Here is a 16706-nt window from a genome sequence, read left to right on the forward strand (position 1 = left end):
TTTCATTAATTTTATTTGTTCTGTTAATAAAGAACTTCTATCTTTGCAATTATGTTAAAAGATGAAACACACTTCTTCTTTAACTAAGCTATGAGAAATTGGGCGTAGGCCTGTATAATTGTGGAAATTATATCAACTAATAATTAATTTAAAAGAGAGAGATTTTATGGAAAAAAGACTAACAATGTTTCTCGCTTCTCTGTTCCTAAGCATAGGAATAGCGATAGCACAAACAACGATTAGCGGTACCGTTATTTCTTCTGAAGACGGACTACCTGTCATTGGTGCTTCTGTTACAGTAGTAGGAGATGCCAAGAATGGTACAGCCACCGACATGGACGGTCACTTTACTTTGTCTGCTCCTGCAGGTTCACACATTAAAGTGACTTCTATTGGTATGCAAACCTTGACTTTGAAGGGGTCTGCCAACATGAAGATTACAATGGATCCAGAAGCTAACACCATGAACGAAGTTATGGTTGTTGCTTATGGTACACAGAAGAAGTCAGCATTTACTGGTTCTGCTGCTGTTGTAAAGTCTGACGACATTACAAAGGTGCAGGTTACTAACGCTGTTGACGCTTTGAAGAACAAGATTTCTGGTGTGCAGATGACACAAGGTTCAGGTGCTCCAGGTTCATCTTCAAGTGTCCTCATTCGTGGTATCGGTTCTATCAACGCTGGTGGTGCTCCTTTGTATGTTGTGGACGGTTCACCATTCGACGGTGATATTAAGTCTATCAACCCTCAGGACATCGAAAGCATGACTGTCCTCAAGGACGCTGCTTCAGCTGCACTTTATGGTGCTCGTGGTGCTAACGGTGTTATCATGATTACAACAAAGGCTGGTCGTGCAGACCGTGGTACTATCACGGTTGACGCTAAGTGGGGTGTTAAGTCACGTGCAATTCCTGATTACCAATACATCACAGACCCTGCTGGTTACTACGAAATGTACTACAAGGGACTTTACAACTATGCTAAGAACGGTCAGAACATGAGCGACGAAAACGCTTATATGTGGGCTAACCAACAACTTACTGCTCAAAACAGCTTTGGTTTGGGTTACAATGTTTATACATACCCAGATGGTCAGACACTCATCGGTCGCAATGGTAAGTTGAACCCTAACGCTACGCTTGGTCGTATGGTTAAAGGTTCAGATGGTAAAGAATATTGGCTTCAACCTGACAACTGGATTGATGCTATCTATAGCAACGCTCTCCGTCAGGAATACTCTGTAACTGCTGTGGGTAACACAGATAAGTCTACATTCTATGGTTCTATCAACTACTTGAACGATGATGGTATTACTGTAGCTTCTGACTACGAACGTTTCACAAGCCGTTTGAAGGCTGACTACCAAATCAACGATTGGTTGAAGATTGGTGGTAACATGAACTACTCTCACTATACTGTCCACGCTGCTAACGGCGGTGAAGGTACATCAAGCGACTCTGGTAACATGTTCGCGCTCACACGTATTGCTCCTATCTATCCTTTGTATATGCGTGATGCTAACAAGCAAATTCTGACCCACAAGGCTTCTGGTCTTGACGCATACGACTATGGTGATAAGTACGGTGGTACTCTTGGTATCGCTCGTCCATTCTTGGGTGGTTCAAACGCATTGTCTGACAACCGTGTAAACCTCGATATGGCTGACGGTAACACATTCAATGGTGTAGGTACTGTTGATGTACGTTTCTTGAAGGACTTCTCTTTCCGTAGCGTTAACTCTGTTTACTTGAAGGAATCTCGTGGTAAGGGTACTGTTAACCCTTGGTTCGGTCTCTATGCTCAAGATAACGGTTCTGTATCTATCAGCCACAGCCGTTCATGGTCTTACAACTTGCAACAGATCTTGAATTGGAAGCACGCATTGGGTTCACACGACTTCGATGTTATGCTCGGTCACGAATACTATCGTCTTACAGGTACAAAATTGAGCGGTAACAAGAGCAATATGTTCGACCTTAATTATAATGAACTTTCTGGTGCAGCTGTAACACGTGGTACAAGCTCAAGCAACAGTCTCTACAACACAGAAGGTTGGTTCGGTCGTATCAACTATAGCTATGCTAACAGATACTTCGGCGAATTCTCTTATCGTCGTGATGCTTCTTCTATGTTCCACCCAGATCACCGTTGGGGTAACTTCTGGTCATTTGGTGGTGCATGGCTCATCTCTAAGGAAGATTGGTTCAACGCTCCTTGGGTAGACGAATTGAAGTTCAAGGCTTCTTATGGTGCACAAGGTAACGATAATATCCCTTCATTCCTTTACACACGTACATACTCTATCGTTCCTAACGGTAACGACGTAGCTGCACTTCCTGGTTCTTTCGGTAACGAAAATATCTCTTGGGAAAAGCAAGGTATGTTCAACGTAGGTTTCGACTTCTCATTCTGGCGTGGTCGCTTGAGCGGTAGCCTTGTTTACTTCGACCGTTCAACAAAGGATATGCTCGCATTCTTCTCATTGCCAATTTCTTTCGGTTTCGGCGGTTACTATGACAACGTAGGTGATATGAGCAACCGTGGTGTCGAACTCGAATTGTTCGGTGACATTATCCGCACTAAGGACTTGAAGTGGAGCGCTAACCTCAACTTCACATCTTATAAGAATAAGGTAACACGTATCGCTGACGCTAACAAGACGAACTGGCTTGATGGCTATCAGGGTTACAACGACGGAAACTTCTTCTTCGGTGAAGGGCTCTCTATGTACACATTCCGCTTGAAGAAGTATGCAGGTGTTAACCCTAAAACTGGTGAGTCTCTTTTCTATAAGGATATTTATAAGAAGGATGCTAATGGTGCATTCGAACGTGACGCTAATGGTCAGTTCATCGTTGATCACGTAGAAAAGGTAGCTAACCCTGAAGAAGCACAATACCACACTTGCGGTACATCATTGCCTGATGCATACGGTGGTTTCGGTACAAGTTTCGAATGGAAGGGTATTGACCTCTCTATCGACTTCGGTTATCAGCTCGGTGGCCAAATGTTCGATGGCAACTACGCATCTTCAATGAATCACAACCGCGGTTCTGCTATGCACGTTGACTTGTTGAATGCTTGGAGTCCTGAAAATCCTAACTCTAACATTCCACGTGTACAGTTTGCTGACCGTTACACAGCAGCAAGCTCTGACCGTTGGCTTACATCAGCTTCTTACCTCAGCCTCCAAAACATCAACCTTGGTTACACATTCCCAGCTAAGTTGACACGTAAGATTGGTCTCGCTAAGGTTCGTGTTTACGCAGTAGGTGACAACCTTTGGGTATGGTCTAAGCGTCAAGGTCTCGACCCACGCCAGTCTATCTCAGGTAGCGTTTCTAATGTAATTTACTCTAACGTACGCACAATTTCTGGTGGTATTACTGTAACATTCTAATGGAAAAGAAACAAATTATGAAAAATATTAATAAATCAATATTTGGTGTAGTTCTTGCAGGTCTTACTGCTGCTACAATGACAAGCTGTATTGAAGACGTAGAACCTCGTAGCGGTACTGCTACTGCTGATATGGTAGCAAAATCACCTACAGCTACAAACGCTTTGGTGAATGGTCTTCCTGCATACGGTAAAGTAGTTTGGGGAGATGGTCACTGGAGCTATGGTACTCCTGCGCTTATGCGTATTCGTGACGTTATGGCTGACGACTATGTAGTAGTTGACCACGACTACAACCAATTCAGCATATGGGCTAGTACTGACGTTCTTGGCCCATCATACAAAGTTGCTCAGTTCGTGCAATCATACTATTATAGGTATATCTTGCTTGCAAATACTGTAATCGGTCGTGTCGACCCAGCTAAGGCTGAACCAAAAGACCTTGGTTTCCTCGGTATAGGTTATGCTTATCGTGCAGCTGAATATCTTGATATGGCTCGTATGTATGAGTTTAAGAACAACGACGTCTTCCCTGATGGTAAGAATGATCAAGGTCAGGTTGTGACAGGTCTTACTTGTCCTATCGTTACTGATACTTTGACAGAAAAGGGTGCACGCAAAAACCCACGTGCTACTCACGAGCAGATGTTTAAGTTCATCGAGTCTGACTTGAACAATGCAGAGAAGTATATCGTTAACTCTGACGACAATAAGGCTAACACATTGCCAACATTGGCTGTTGTTTATGGTTTAAAGGCACGTCTTTATCTTTGGAACGAAGACTACGCTAAGGCTAAGGAATATGCTCGCAAGGCTATCAACGAGTCAGGACTTAGACCAATGACAGAGGAGGAGGCAACCAACCCACGTTATGGTTTCAACGACATCACTAAGTGGATGTGGGGTGGTCAGTACTCTACTGAAGACCGTGCTGTTAAGACTGGTATCGTGAACTTTACTTCTTTCGCTTGTAACGAAACTGTATTTGGTTACGCAGGTAATGGTCCGATGAATATGATTGGTAAGAGCTTCTATGACAAGCTTAGCGATACTGACTGGCGTAAGGCCATGTGGAAGGCTCCAGCTGACAAGCCTGAATTGGCTAAGAAGAACAAGTATGTTCACCCAGCCTTTGCAAATCGTCTTCCAGTTTATGGTTCTTTGAAGTTCCGTCCAAACAAGGGCGACTTCCAGAACTCTAACGTTGCTGTGGTTTCTGCTTATCCTTTGATGCGTGTTGAAGAAATGTATCTTATCGAAGCTGAAGCTGCTGAGCACATAGCTGCAGGTACAGGTGTCGAACTTCTTAACAAGTTTATGAAGTATCGTGATGAGAACTACAAGTTCGAAGCTAAGTCACAGAAGGAAAACATCGATGAAATTATGTTCCAAAAGCGCATTGAGCTTTGGGGTGAAGGTATTTCATTCTACGACATCAAGCGTTTGGATATTCCTGTAACACGTGGTTATGCGGGTACAAACTTCTTTGATGAATGGCGTTTCAATACCACTGGTCGTCCAGCTTGGATGAACTTCTGTCTCGTCAACTTAGAAGAAAACGATAACCCTGCTGTTGCTGGTTGGAACAACCCAGACCCATCACGTAAGTACGGGCTCTGGAAGGATCCAAATCCATCACCATTTTAAGTAATCAACTTTATTAAAAGAATAAGAAAAGTATGAAAAATATTTTTAAATATGCATTCGCTCTCTTGCTTGGTGTAACTGGTATTGCTCTTACATCTTGTACAGACGAGTATGAATACCCAGGTCCAGGTGAAAACCAAGATGCAAAGCCTTATTTCCTCCAGCAGAAGATGAAGTTTGAATTGGAAAAGGGTAAAGGTTACTTTGATGTACCTGTACATCGTCTTGATGCTTCTGCAGCTGCTGAAATCCCTGTAATTTTCGAACCAAGCAAAAAGGGTAATTACTTCACAGCTGCTCCTAATGCTGTTTTTGAGGCAGGCAAGAAGGAAGGTTACATTCGCATTTCTTACAACGATGCTGATGTTAAGAGGGGTTACATTAAGGGTATCTTAAGATTTGATCTTGAAAAAAATGTTGGTTCAACATACGGTCTTTTCACTGCTATGCAGTTCAGTGCTGGTTCAAAGACTGGTTTCGCTAAATAATTTTAGGTTGACCAATAATTTCTAATAATAAAAAAGAGAGTTCCGAATATTCGGAGCTCTCTTTTTTGTTTGTTGCTATTACTTGAAACTATGCACAAGTGTTGCTTAATACTATGTGTCAATGTCACTTAAACCCAAATCGGTCGTTAGACCAGTCGGACCAGTCTGACCAGTCCGACCAGTCTGACAAGTCCGACTGGTCTAACGACCGATTTGGGTTTATTTGTTGGCTTTCTCCACTTTATCAATTATCGTACAATAATCTTTTTCACCTTTCCGTAGCTTGTTTTCACGATGTTTAGTCCGTGGTGCAGCACGTTTTGTTTTTGCCCATTAATGTTGTAAATGTGTTCCTTTGTATTGCTATTGTTGTATGTAGGCTTAATTCCGTTTGTACCTTCGGGTGCTATTTTTACTTCCTTGTTGGCTACTATTTTCTTTCCTTCGCATACGGCGTGATAGTCTGTGTTCCATACCGCTTGTGTTGGGGCTACTATTTTGCAGTTTTTCATTTCGACTGATGCAAAACTGCTGACCGATGCGTATCTTCCAAACGCAGAAACTGTAGCATTTTCTACATATAGTTTCTCATCTTTCAGACCTGTAATTCCGCCTATACCCCACAACCCTTTTGCGGTTATGGCACAATCTATAATTTTAAGAAGCGACTCTTCGCTGCTGAAGATAGCACTTTGTTGGGCTGTCTCTACATTCAACGTGTCGCCTACTATTGTCATTGTGCATTTTGAATTGTTGTATATTCCACTTGCGTAGTAGGTATGTATCTTGTTTTTGCCTATCAGTTTTATGGTGAGGTTGGGTAATCCGCTTTCTATGCCTTTCAGATTGTCATCAGCCATCGTATAGGTATCTATGATGGCATTGTTTAGCGTGAGTGTGTGCGATGCTTTGTCGTACGTTATCTTTCCTCCTTTCAGGAACTCCCCTTTTATGTCGTTTGCATTTTGGGTTGTTACGGTTTGTCCTCCAATTGCGAGCTTGAATGTTGTTTGCGCTTTGAGAGCTGCACTTGGTATTATTGCCATTGCAATCCCAAGGGCATAAGCCACGTGTGTAAATGTTTTCTTTTCCATAGTTTCGGAATAGTTAAGTTATTATTAATGAATTTAGATAGTTGTCTTCTTTTTTCTACCTTTGCTATATATACGCTACAAATTTACGTTTTTCGCATTACAATCCCAAACATCTCGCTTTCAAAATATTGTCTTTTGTCTTTTTATCCATCCGTCTTTTATGATTTTCACTTAGATTTTTTCGATGCGAGGAATAGGCCAATTCCTTTTGCATGCGATATGTTTTGTTTTTAGATTTTAATGTTTTGATTTTCAGTAACTTATATCTCTGTCCCAAAAAATATATGTTTTACCCTCTCAAAGTTGAACGTTGGCAGTGCCAAACATATATGTTTTGCTTTTCTTCGATTGATGTTTTGTTTTCGAAAGATAGCATAAGGAAAATTAGAACGATTTCGTTAAGCCAGACGAAGCATACAAATGAGTGAAACGAAATTTGTACATGCTCGTGGCGAGAAATCGCACTTTGAAAAAGAACAATTATTTTAATCCTTCTGCTGTCTATATTCTTCTAATCCTTTTTTTAGTTCTAATTTTTCAGATGTGTTATTTTATATGCTTTTTCTTTCACTTTCCTTTATGTTCTTCAGTTCTTTCAATCCTTGTTAAAAAATGTGTCTTATTTGTTTGCTCAATTATAGTAATATTAGTAATTTTACACCCAAATTATAAACCTAAGATGGAAAGCCAAAACAAAATCGAACAGAACGAGCAGAAGGTCTCGAAAAAGAAAAAAAGTTTATTGCCTAATGGCATTGTTTGTTTATTGATTGTTGGAATACTATTTGGTGGAATTGGAAGCCAAATGGGAGTTGCACCTATGCTAAATACCATTATGCATACAGCACACGACTTATTGTTGAACACGTGTTTTTATCTTATGGGCATCTGTGTGTTAACAGGGGCATTGGGTAAAATCTTTGTCGAGTTTGGTGTAGTAGACTTAATCGAAAAGCTTTTGCGCCCTCTTATGCGTCCTTTGTTCTGTCTCCCTGGTGTGGCTTCGTTGGGAGCTGTGTTGACATTCTTGTCTGACAATCCTGCTATCATTACGCTTGCTCAAGATAAGCGTTTCAGTGGCTATTTTAAGAAGTTCCAATACATTTCGTTGACCAATTTTGGTACAGCCTTTGGTATGGGACTTATCGTTATTGTCTTTATGTTGGGTCACGGCTTCTTTATCGAGCCCCTTATAGGCTTTGCAGGTGCTTGCGTAGGTTGTATTGTTTCTACCCGTTGTATGCAGTATTTCGTACTCAAGGCCTATCCTAATTATGCTACCGAAAACGCATTACAGTCTGAAGCTTTTGCAGACAAAGACGATAATGCTGATGCAGTAGAAGAGAAGTCTATTTTCTTGCGTATGCTAAACTCATTGCTCGATGGCGGTAAGTCGGGTGTTGAGGTAGGTATGTCTATTATTCCTGGCGTGTTGATTATCTCTACTTTGGTAATGATTCTTACCTTTGGTCCAAATGCAAAAGATGGTTTTACGGGTGCTGCTTACGAAGGCGTAGCTTTGCTACCTAAATTGGCAGATTATCTGAGTTGGTTGCTCGGTCCATTATTTGGTTTCCACGACCCACATCTCATTGCTTTCCCTATCACTGCCCTTGGTGCTGTAGGTGCTGCATTGAGCTTAGTTCCAAACTTTGTAGCACAAGGTTGGGCTGATGGCAATGCTATTGCTGTGTTTACAGGTATGGGTATGTGTTGGAGCGGTTTCTTGAGCACACACACTGCTATGCTCGACTCTATTGGTTATCGCGAGCTCACTTCTAAAGCTATTATTTCTCACACTATTGGCGGCTTGTGTGCTGCATTGGCTGCCCACTGGATATTTATGTTATACTCATTATTCTAATGAGCTAAAGTCATTTATCGGGCGTGTCAGACAAGGTAATACTTGTTTGGCACGTTTGTTTTGTTTAAACAACTATTATTCATTTATCACTCTGATTCGAAAATATGAAAAGGTTATGCACTTTACTTCTCTTGTTTGTTACTTCACCTTTACTCCTTTTGGCGCAAGGGTGGGTAGGCACTTGGGCTACAGCTCCACAATCTGTGGTGAAACGCTTTATGCCTTATAACAACGAAATGACCAATCGTTCGGTGCGTCAAGTGATACGTGTGAGCATTGGTGGAGAACTGGTTCGTCTGAAGCTAAGCAATGAAATTTCTACCGAACCTGTTCTTATCGAAAGTATATATATTGCCCATTCCATCGATAGTTGCGATATAGATATGCGCAGTGCACGCTATATGCGTTTTAATGGCAGCCATAGGGTAACGATACCTGCAGGCAAAGCCATAACAAGCGATGCTTTGACCTTTAAGGTTAACCCTTTAGAGCGACTTGCCATTACCATCAACTATCGCAAAGCTCCTAAGAAGCCCACTGTACACATGGGCTCTCGTACAACAAGCTATATCCTTAAAGGGCAAACCACTCCTTATGCAAACTTTAAGAAAGCCTTCCGCGAAGACCATTGGTTCAATATTTCTGCCCTCGATGTGTTCGACAAAACAGCCTCTTCGGTAGCCATTCTCGGCAATAGCATTACCGATGGAAAGGGTGCAACCCTCAATGCTAACGACCGATGGACCGACTTTATGGCGACCCACCTGCATACGGCAGTGAAGAATACGACCAGTAAACTTGGCAATGTGGGTGTGCTCAATCTTGGTATAGGCTTCAATATGGTGCTCTCAACAGGTTTCGGACAACCTGCAATAGTGCGTTTCGATCGCGACATCTTAGGTCAAAGCAAGGTGAAAAACATTATTATATTTGAAGGAATAAACGATATAGGAACGACCAAACATCCCGAATCCATCGCTAAGGAACTTATTACTGCTTACGAAGAAATGATACGTAAAGCACACAAGCACGGCATTAAGGTATGGGGCGGAACTATACTTCCTTTTAAAGGCAACAAGGTTTATTATACCGAGATACGTGAGAGGGCACGCCAAGATGTGAATAAATGGATAAGAGAGAGCAAAGCTTTCGATGGAATCATTGATTTTGACGAGTTGATGCGTGATGCAACTGTCCCCGAACAATTAAAATCCCACGTTCATGCGGGCGACTGGTTGCACCCTAATCCTGCTGGTTATAAGATGATGGGAGCCTATGCTGCCAAAGTACTTTTAGATAGTGTAGCCTCAACCAACTAATTTTTGCTACATTTGTTTTCCATATTTTGTGTTATCTGAAAATAGTTTAGAAGTTTTCAAATAACACATTTCGGCTATATCTTATCATCTATAGTTGAGAATGTATTAATACCCTTCTTGCTCAGTCTGCTCTTTATTGAGCGGATAGCTTGATTAGAGCAGCAGAACATTTCAGCCTTTTCATCGTCGTTTCGCCCTTCACGCTCCATAACACAAAAGAAAGTTTCTTTAGGTGTGAGTGCGAAACGAGGATTGTTTAGAAAGCACGCAAACTCGTAGTCAAGGTTGTACATCACCGCCATTATGGCTTGCTGTTCCTTGCGTCCCATTTGCGATATGTTTTCTCCCTTCTTTAAGATACACAAAGCATCAATTCCAATCTTTATATTCTCGATGGAATCGATGCTTTTTGTATTGTTTGGCTTTGTTATATTTCGATTTTTCAGCTTCTCTATCTCTGCAATACGTTCGTCTATAGCCCTTTTCATTTCGTCTATTGTGGTATTCTTTTCGTTCAGCGTTTGGCAGATGTTGGCTTCTATCTCCATTAGTTGTTGATTGTAGTGTGCCTCTTGTTTGCGTATGTACCGTTTAAACCACGCTATTATTCCTGCTGCAAGTAGCAAAAGACCGATGATAGCATACGAGAAATATAGTCGTTGTTCTAACATATTGCGCTGCGCTAAGGTGGTTTCGTATCGGTCTTGTATGTGTACGATTTCGGCATCTTTGTCCGATGAAACCGCAATCATTTGTCGTTTACCTATCCTTTCTTTCAGTTCGGCTATCTGTTTTTCTTGGTCTTTTCTTATGCGTGGGCGTAGTTTCTCTGCCTTTGCTATGGTCTGTGTAGCCAACTTCCACTGCTTGGTTTGTGCATAAACAAAAGCTCTACCAAGGTAGATGTCTGCCAAATGATGGTTGCGCTTTGTGTCGTTAGCATATTTTTCAGCCTTTTTGTAATAGTCTGTTGCCACCTTGTACGCACCATTTTGAGCGTTGAGATGGGCTATTTTGAGGTATGTATTAAACTTTATCGAGTCTGTTCGTACGTTTGGCAAATGCTTTTCTGCTGCCTTTAGTTGTATCATTGCCCTACGTGTGTTATGATGCGATAGGTAGTATGCCGCACTATCTATTCTCATTTGCGTTATGCCTTCTGCTGTTGCAGGATATTTGGGCACTTGTCTTTGGTTGCACGCTATGCACAATGCGCATATAATAAATGTAATGATGATGTTTGATTGTTTCATCTTTTTTCTTTGTAACTTGTCTACAAAGTTATTTATTTTTTGTTGTTTATCCAAATAACCTTTGTGTCAAAGTTGTGAAAGGGATATTCTTAACAGTTTGAAATATAGTGAATTAAGAGTTTGGTTTGTGTCAATTCAATTGTGTCTATTGCACTTCTCAAGTTCTCTTCTTATCTTTGCATCGACAATAAGTTGCAATGTTTTTCATCTGCATTTCATAAAGTCGTGGCAGAGTGATTGCATTTAAGCTTTGGCACGACTTTCTTTTTGAAGTTAAACTTTTAAATAATATATGGTTATGAAACATCTATTTAGCATTGTATTTCTGTTGCTTGTATTTATTGGTACATCTTCTGCACAATCAGATATAAAGGGGAATAGTGCCAAGTCAAGCAAATCGGAATCAAAAGTTACCCAAAAACAGGACAAAGAACAAAAGCTGTTTGTAGAACCCTCTTTTTCTTTCTCCTCTGACTCGGACGAAGTATGGGCAGATAATGACTGTATGCCCACTTTCCGTGGAAACTTGATGAAGTTTATTGCCGACAATTTGCAGTATCCAGTCATTTGTTCGGAGAGCGCCATACAAGGTAGAGTGATTGTAAAGTTCTTGATAAGTGCCGATGGTTCGTGTTCCAATTTTCAGGTAGTGCGTTCTGTCGACCCATCTTTGGATCGTGAGGCGATTAGAGTACTGAAATTGATGCCCAAATGGCAATGGCGCGATGGTTGTAAGGGTCGCCGTGTGTGGTACACTGTTCCTGTTACTTTTCGTTTGCAGTAAGTTATTTTGTTTGTCAGCGTGATAGGAGAGAAGTGTAAGTTTACTTTTGGAATTTTTATTTGTCTATTCTCACTTTTTTTGAGTAACTTTGTAGCGTTATAAAATAGGTATAAATTAAGGAAAGATATTATGGCAAAGAAAGCTCTTCTGATGATTCTCGATGGATGGGGTCTCGGAAAACACGGTAAGGGAGATGTGATTTTCAATACACCTACACCTTACTTAGATTATTTAAATGCAGTTTCAGCACACTCTTATTTGGAAGCATCGGGTGAAAACGTTGGTTTGCCTGACGGACAGATGGGTAACTCGGAGGTGGGACACCTCAACATTGGTGCTGGACGTGTGGTTTATCAGGATTTAGTAAAAATAAATAAGGCTTGTGAGAGTGGCGATATTCTTAAGAATGAAGAAGTAGTTAACGCTTACAGCTATGCACAGAAAACAGGTAAGAAGGTTCACTTGATGGGTTTGACCTCGAATGGAGGCGTACACTCATCGTTGGTTCACCTCTCAAAACTTATCGAAATAGGTAAGGAATATGGTTTGAAGGACGTGTATGTTCATTGTTTTATGGACGGACGCGATACCGACCCAAGGAGCGGAGCGGGCTTTATAAAGGAGATACAAGCTGTTTGCGATGCTAACGATGCACACATTGCTTCTATCATCGGACGTTTCTATGCAATGGATAGAGACAAGCGTTGGGACAGAGTGAAAGAAGCTTACGACCTCTTGGTAGAAGCTAAGGGCAAGAAGGCTACCGATATGGTGAAAGCAGTGGAAGAAAGCTATGCCGAAGAAGTAACCGATGAATTTATCAAGCCTATCACCAATGCCAACGTGAATGGTACTATTGGCGAAGGTGATGTAGTTATCTTCTTCAACTTCCGCAACGACCGTGCTAAAGAACTTACACAGGTACTCTCTCAACAGGATATGCCTGAACAGGGAATGAAGACCATTAAGGATTTGCAATACTACTGTATGACCCCTTACGATGCAAACTTTAAGAACGTTCACATTCTCTTCCCTAAAGAAAACGTTACCAACACATTGGGCGAATATCTTAGTCAGATGGGTAAGAAGCAGCTCCACACTGCCGAAACAGAGAAGTATGCACACGTTACATTCTTCTTTAATGGTGGTCGTGAAGAACCATACGAGGGCGAAGACCGCATACTTGTAGCATCGCCAAAGGTAGCTACTTACGACCTCAAGCCTGAAATGAGTGCTTACGAGGTGAAAGATAAGTTGGTAGCAGCTATCAATGAAAGCAAGTACGACTTTATCGTTGTAAACTTTGCAAATGGTGATATGGTAGGTCATACAGGTGTTATGAACGCCATAGCTAAGGCTGTACACGCTGTCGACAATTGTGTGAAAGACGTTATCGAGGCTGCAAAGGCTAACGACTATGAAGCTATCATCATTGCCGACCACGGTAATGCTGACAACGCATTGAACGAAGACGGTTCGCCAAACACAGCTCACTCGTTGAACCCTGTACCTTTCATCTACGTTACAGACAACAATTCGGCACGTGTTAAGCCAGGTCGTTTGGCTGACGTTGCACCTTCTATTCTCCATATTATGGGCTTAGCGCAACCTGAAGCAATGACAGGCGAGAACTTGATAGAAGATAAATAATTAAGAGATAAGCATTTTGCCCTATTGTCCATTATGGGACGATAGGGCTATTTTTTGTTTTATTGACTTGTAAAAGGTATTAAACCCAAATCGGTCATTAGCCCGCAAAGGCTTTTTAAAGCGTTTAGCTGTTATGCTTTTCTTCGTCTTTGCACCTTATTTTGGCTTTTTTCGTTTGTTTTTTCAGTTGTTTAGCTCGCTAAACGTCTTCAAAAACAACCAAAAATAGCTCAAAATAAGCTCGCAAATTTCGAAGAAGTCTAACGAGCGATTTGGGTTAAAGCAAGAGAAAAAATACTATGGTAAACATCGAAAAATCGTGGAAGGAAGTATTAAAGGACGAGTTTGAGAAGCCTTACTTCTTACAGCTGACCGACCAAGTACGCACAGAATATAAGCAAGGAAAGTGCTTCCCACCTGGGCGACTTATTTTCAATGCTTACAACCTTTGTCCTATTGACAATGTCAAGGTGGTAATCCTTGGGCAAGACCCTTATCACGACGATGGCCAAGCTATGGGCTTGAGCTTCTCTGTACCTGAGAATGTTGCGCTTCCGCCATCGCTTCAGAATATCTATAAGGAAATTCAGCAAGACTTAGGATTACCTGTTCCGCAGTCGGGCGACCTTACCCATTGGGCTAACCAAGGTGTTTTGTTGCTCAATGCTACCCTTACCGTGCGTGCCCATCAAGCCAATAGTCACCAAAGATTGGGTTGGGCAAACTTTACCGATGCTACCATTAAAGCCATTAGCAACCACAACGAACACGTGGTGTTTATGCTGTGGGGCGGTTTTGCACGCTCTAAGAAAAACCTTATTGATGCTTCTCGCCATCTTATCTTAGAGTCGGTTCACCCCTCTCCCCTCTCTGCCAATCGTGGCGGTTGGTTTGGCAATCATCATTTCTCACGTTGCAATGCCTATCTTACCGAAAACGGACTTACGCCTATTGAATGGTAAAGGTATAAGAAAGCAATAACGGACGACAAAAACATTAGAAAACGACAAGTAAACAAACGATAAATGGACAATAAAAAAATGATGCCTATCATTCAGGTGGGCAATGTTTTGGTATCTCCCGATATACTGACAGAGAAATTCTGTTGCGACCTTGATGCGTGTAAAGGCATTTGTTGCGTGGAAGGAGATGCAGGCGCACCTGTTAAAATGGAGGAAATAGCCGAGATAGAAGAGGTGGTAGACGTGGTTTGGAACGACCTTACAGCTTCGGCACAAAGCATTATTGACAAGCAAGGTGTGGTATATACCGACCGTGAGGGCGACCTTGTTACAAGTATTGTGCACGGCAAAGACTGCGTTTTCACCTGTTATGAGAATGGCTATTGTCTATGTAGTTTGGAACGTTCGTATCGTGCTGGCAAGACAAAGTTTGTGAAACCCATTTCGTGTGCGCTATATCCTATTCGTGTAAAAGAGTTTTCTAACAACCTTGTAGGCTTGAATTACAATCGTTGGGACATCTGCAAAGATGCCGTAAAGAAAGGTAAGGAATTGGATTTGCCTATCTATAAATTCTTAAAAGACCCACTAATACGCCGCTTTGGTGAAGAGTGGTATGCAGAATTGGAAGCTGTGGCAGCGCAATTGCTTGCAGGGGAGGAGTAATTCTTAAACTCAAATCGGTTGTTAGACTAATCATTTTGCAAAGGTAACATTTTGACGAGAAATATTCGCTACCTACCCACACAGTTCGTTATAGAGCCATTTTTTGTGTATTATACATAAAAAGAGCTGAGACTACTTTTGGTGAAGTGTCTCAGCTCTGTATCTTTTTTTTGATACGTGTTTAGCAAATTAACATTATTAGTCGTGTTATTTAAATCTGTTATAGTTTTGTCTAAGTTTAGCTTCTTCTGTATTGCGAAGGGCTCATTCCATAATGTTCTTTGAAGTATTTGCCCAAGAAACTTTGGTTAGGGAAGGTGAGTTCTTCGGCAATTTGTTTAATGCTCATCTTTGTATTTTTAAGCATTACACGTATTTCAAGCATTACGTAGTAGTCTATCCAGTCGCTTGGTGTACGTTTACTAATGTGCTTTATTGTTTCTGAAAGGTACTTTGGTGTGATGCACAATTGTTCTGCATACCAGCTTACGCGACGTTCTGTGCGGAATTCTTTCTCTACCAACTTGATGAAGTCGGCAAAAATAGACTCTGCACGTGTCTTTCCAGTCTTCTCCACATTATGCAAACGGTAGATGACATTGCACATATCGTAAATCAAAACCTTGAGGATTGTGCTCACCATTTCACGACGGAACTGGTGGTCAAGGTCCAACATCTTGATTTTAACCGATTGTACATAAGCTATCAACTCTTTCACCAAGCGGTCGTCGGCGTGGAACACAGGGTGCAAGCGAGCAAACAAGAAAAGAGCCGAAAGCTCTCTGATGCCGCTTACTATTTCTTGAAAGAAGTCTTTCGACAGTGCCAAAACAGTGCCTTTGCAGTCTGCTGACATTTCGAAATCTCCTATCACTTGGCCTTCGCTTATTATCATAAGGTCGCCTTTGCCAATTCTTTGTTTCTCTGTATCCACCGTGTATTCAATATGTCCTTCGGTGCATATTGCCAATATTAGGCATCTCATACGCGAAATTTCCTTCAGACTTGGTAGTCCTGTTGTTTGATCGTATAGCAGACAATCCTTTTCTATGTTGAAGCCATTGGGGAACTCCTGCTTGATCAAGTCTACATTTAATTCTCTCATAATAAAAAAATGATAGGTTAATTTGCTAACTTTTCGAATGCAAAAGTAATCAAAAAAATGGGAAAATCATAACTAAAGGAATTAAAGAACAATATTTTTCAATTTTATAACGTTGGTATATTCTATTTTCAACGATTAATGTTTCTTAATTCCAAATTTTAGTTTTTTCTTCGCATAAGTTGGTTTATAGATTGCAAATTTACTTTACATTACCAATATTTAAATCTCCTTTTCTGGGTTCATTTTGTTAGTATTATGTTGGCATAAGTTCTATTTTGTAAGTTGAACTGTTTCCTTTCATCTCTTTAAATGGTACATTTTGCAGTTGAATTATCAGTGCATAAAAATCCCCTTTTAGATGTTTTAAGTTTGCAAGTGTTGCTTCCCATACCGCTTTCTAAGCTTTTTGGTTGCTTCTTTACAAACCCTTTTTATCTAAAAGGGGATTTTTATAGTTTATGAGGTTGAGGCTTAA

The 16706-nt window shown here is 41.1% G+C and carries 13 protein-coding genes; 10 read left to right on the top strand and 3 right to left on the bottom strand.

The features are described from left to right. Nucleotides 1-166 precede the first annotated feature (166 nt). The 4 genes from CZ367_RS06370 to CZ367_RS14885 all read left to right on the top strand — a co-directional run bounded on the left by CZ367_RS06370 (nucleotide 167) and on the right by CZ367_RS14885 (nucleotide 5836). Entirely contained in the window at nucleotides 167-3400 is a 3234-nt protein-coding gene (locus tag CZ367_RS06370; RefSeq protein ID WP_077196102.1) for a SusC/RagA family TonB-linked outer membrane protein, read from the top strand. A 17-nt stretch (nucleotides 3401-3417) separates the two neighbouring features. Continuing rightward, nucleotides 3418-5046, top strand: coding sequence for a RagB/SusD family nutrient uptake outer membrane protein (locus CZ367_RS06375; protein WP_077197383.1), 1629 nt, complete (start codon nucleotides 3418-3420; stop codon nucleotides 5044-5046). A gap of 32 nt (nucleotides 5047-5078) precedes the next feature. After that, a complete protein-coding gene (locus CZ367_RS06380; protein WP_077196103.1) occupies nucleotides 5079-5534 on the top strand; it encodes a hypothetical protein in 456 nt (151 codons plus the stop codon). Nucleotides 5535-5647: 113 nt separating this feature from the next. Continuing rightward, a complete protein-coding gene (locus CZ367_RS14885) occupies nucleotides 5648-5836 on the top strand; it encodes a hypothetical protein (RefSeq protein WP_144005947.1) in 189 nt (62 codons plus the stop codon). Here the strand turns inward: CZ367_RS14885 and CZ367_RS06385 are convergent. Next, complete coding sequence (locus CZ367_RS06385) at nucleotides 5783-6628, bottom strand: hypothetical protein (RefSeq protein ID WP_077196104.1); 846 nt, start codon at nucleotides 6626-6628, stop codon at nucleotides 5783-5785. The two genes, CZ367_RS14885 and CZ367_RS06385, sit on opposite strands and share 54 nt — an antisense overlap. 679 nt (nucleotides 6629-7307) lie before the next feature. Between CZ367_RS06385 and CZ367_RS06390 the strand changes: the two genes are divergently transcribed. Beyond that, nucleotides 7308-8492 (top strand): CD0519/CD1768 family membrane protein, encoded by a 1185-nt coding sequence (locus CZ367_RS06390; protein WP_394334139.1) that lies wholly within the window; start codon nucleotides 7308-7310, stop codon nucleotides 8490-8492. 104 nt (nucleotides 8493-8596) lie between these two features. Further along, nucleotides 8597-9811 (top strand): SGNH/GDSL hydrolase family protein, encoded by a 1215-nt coding sequence (locus CZ367_RS06395; RefSeq protein WP_077196105.1) that lies wholly within the window; start codon nucleotides 8597-8599, stop codon nucleotides 9809-9811. Between the two features lie 74 nt (nucleotides 9812-9885). On the opposite strand, the gene CZ367_RS06400 is transcribed toward CZ367_RS06395, so the two are convergent. After that, on the bottom strand, nucleotides 9886-11064 hold the full coding sequence (locus CZ367_RS06400) for a hypothetical protein (RefSeq protein WP_077197385.1): 1179 nt from the start codon (nucleotides 11062-11064) through the stop codon (nucleotides 9886-9888). A gap of 298 nt (nucleotides 11065-11362) precedes the next feature. Between CZ367_RS06400 and CZ367_RS06405 the strand changes: the two genes are divergently transcribed. From CZ367_RS06405 to CZ367_RS06420, 4 genes are all read left to right on the top strand, one after another. Further along, nucleotides 11363-11848 (top strand): energy transducer TonB, encoded by a 486-nt coding sequence (locus CZ367_RS06405; protein ID WP_161942328.1) that lies wholly within the window; start codon nucleotides 11363-11365, stop codon nucleotides 11846-11848. A 129-nt stretch (nucleotides 11849-11977) separates the two neighbouring features. Then, entirely contained in the window at nucleotides 11978-13498 is a 1521-nt protein-coding gene (gpmI, locus tag CZ367_RS06410) for a 2,3-bisphosphoglycerate-independent phosphoglycerate mutase (RefSeq protein WP_077196107.1), read from the top strand. A gap of 299 nt (nucleotides 13499-13797) precedes the next feature. Then, nucleotides 13798-14460, top strand: a complete 663-nt coding sequence (gene ung / locus CZ367_RS06415) for a uracil-DNA glycosylase (RefSeq protein ID WP_077196108.1) — start codon at nucleotides 13798-13800, stop codon at nucleotides 14458-14460. Nucleotides 14461-14523: 63 nt separating this feature from the next. Then, a complete protein-coding gene (locus CZ367_RS06420) occupies nucleotides 14524-15126 on the top strand; it encodes a DUF3109 family protein (protein ID WP_077196109.1) in 603 nt (200 codons plus the stop codon). Nucleotides 15127-15364: 238 nt separating this feature from the next. Here the strand turns inward: CZ367_RS06420 and CZ367_RS06425 are convergent, their stop codons facing one another. Next, nucleotides 15365-16231: a helix-turn-helix domain-containing protein gene (locus CZ367_RS06425; protein ID WP_077196110.1), complete on the bottom strand. Its 867-nt coding sequence runs from the start codon at nucleotides 16229-16231 to the stop codon at nucleotides 15365-15367. Nucleotides 16232-16706 lie beyond the last annotated feature (475 nt).

The organism is Prevotella ihumii, from assembly GCF_900155655.1.
GTDB classification, from domain to species: Bacteria; Bacteroidota; Bacteroidia; order Bacteroidales; family Bacteroidaceae; genus Prevotella; species Prevotella ihumii.

Coding starts and splice junctions, on each gene's coding strand:
- CZ367_RS06370 (WP_077196102.1), top strand. CDS start 167: ATGGAAAAAAGACTAACAATGTTTCTCGCTTCTCTGTTCCTAAGCATA.
- CZ367_RS06375 (WP_077197383.1), top strand. CDS start 3,418: ATGAAAAATATTAATAAATCAATATTTGGTGTAGTTCTTGCAGGTCTT.
- CZ367_RS06380 (WP_077196103.1), top strand. CDS start 5,079: ATGAAAAATATTTTTAAATATGCATTCGCTCTCTTGCTTGGTGTAACT.
- CZ367_RS14885 (WP_144005947.1), top strand. CDS start 5,648: ATGTGTCAATGTCACTTAAACCCAAATCGGTCGTTAGACCAGTCGGAC.
- CZ367_RS06385 (WP_077196104.1), bottom strand. CDS start 6,628: ATGGAAAAGAAAACATTTACACACGTGGCTTATGCCCTTGGGATTGCA.
- CZ367_RS06390 (WP_394334139.1), top strand. CDS start 7,308: ATGGAAAGCCAAAACAAAATCGAACAGAACGAGCAGAAGGTCTCGAAA.
- CZ367_RS06395 (WP_077196105.1), top strand. CDS start 8,597: ATGAAAAGGTTATGCACTTTACTTCTCTTGTTTGTTACTTCACCTTTA.
- CZ367_RS06400 (WP_077197385.1), bottom strand. CDS start 11,064: ATGAAACAATCAAACATCATCATTACATTTATTATATGCGCATTGTGC.
- CZ367_RS06405 (WP_161942328.1), top strand. CDS start 11,363: ATGAAACATCTATTTAGCATTGTATTTCTGTTGCTTGTATTTATTGGT.
- gpmI (WP_077196107.1), top strand. CDS start 11,978: ATGGCAAAGAAAGCTCTTCTGATGATTCTCGATGGATGGGGTCTCGGA.
- ung (WP_077196108.1), top strand. CDS start 13,798: ATGGTAAACATCGAAAAATCGTGGAAGGAAGTATTAAAGGACGAGTTT.
- CZ367_RS06420 (WP_077196109.1), top strand. CDS start 14,524: ATGGACAATAAAAAAATGATGCCTATCATTCAGGTGGGCAATGTTTTG.
- CZ367_RS06425 (WP_077196110.1), bottom strand. CDS start 16,231: ATGAGAGAATTAAATGTAGACTTGATCAAGCAGGAGTTCCCCAATGGC.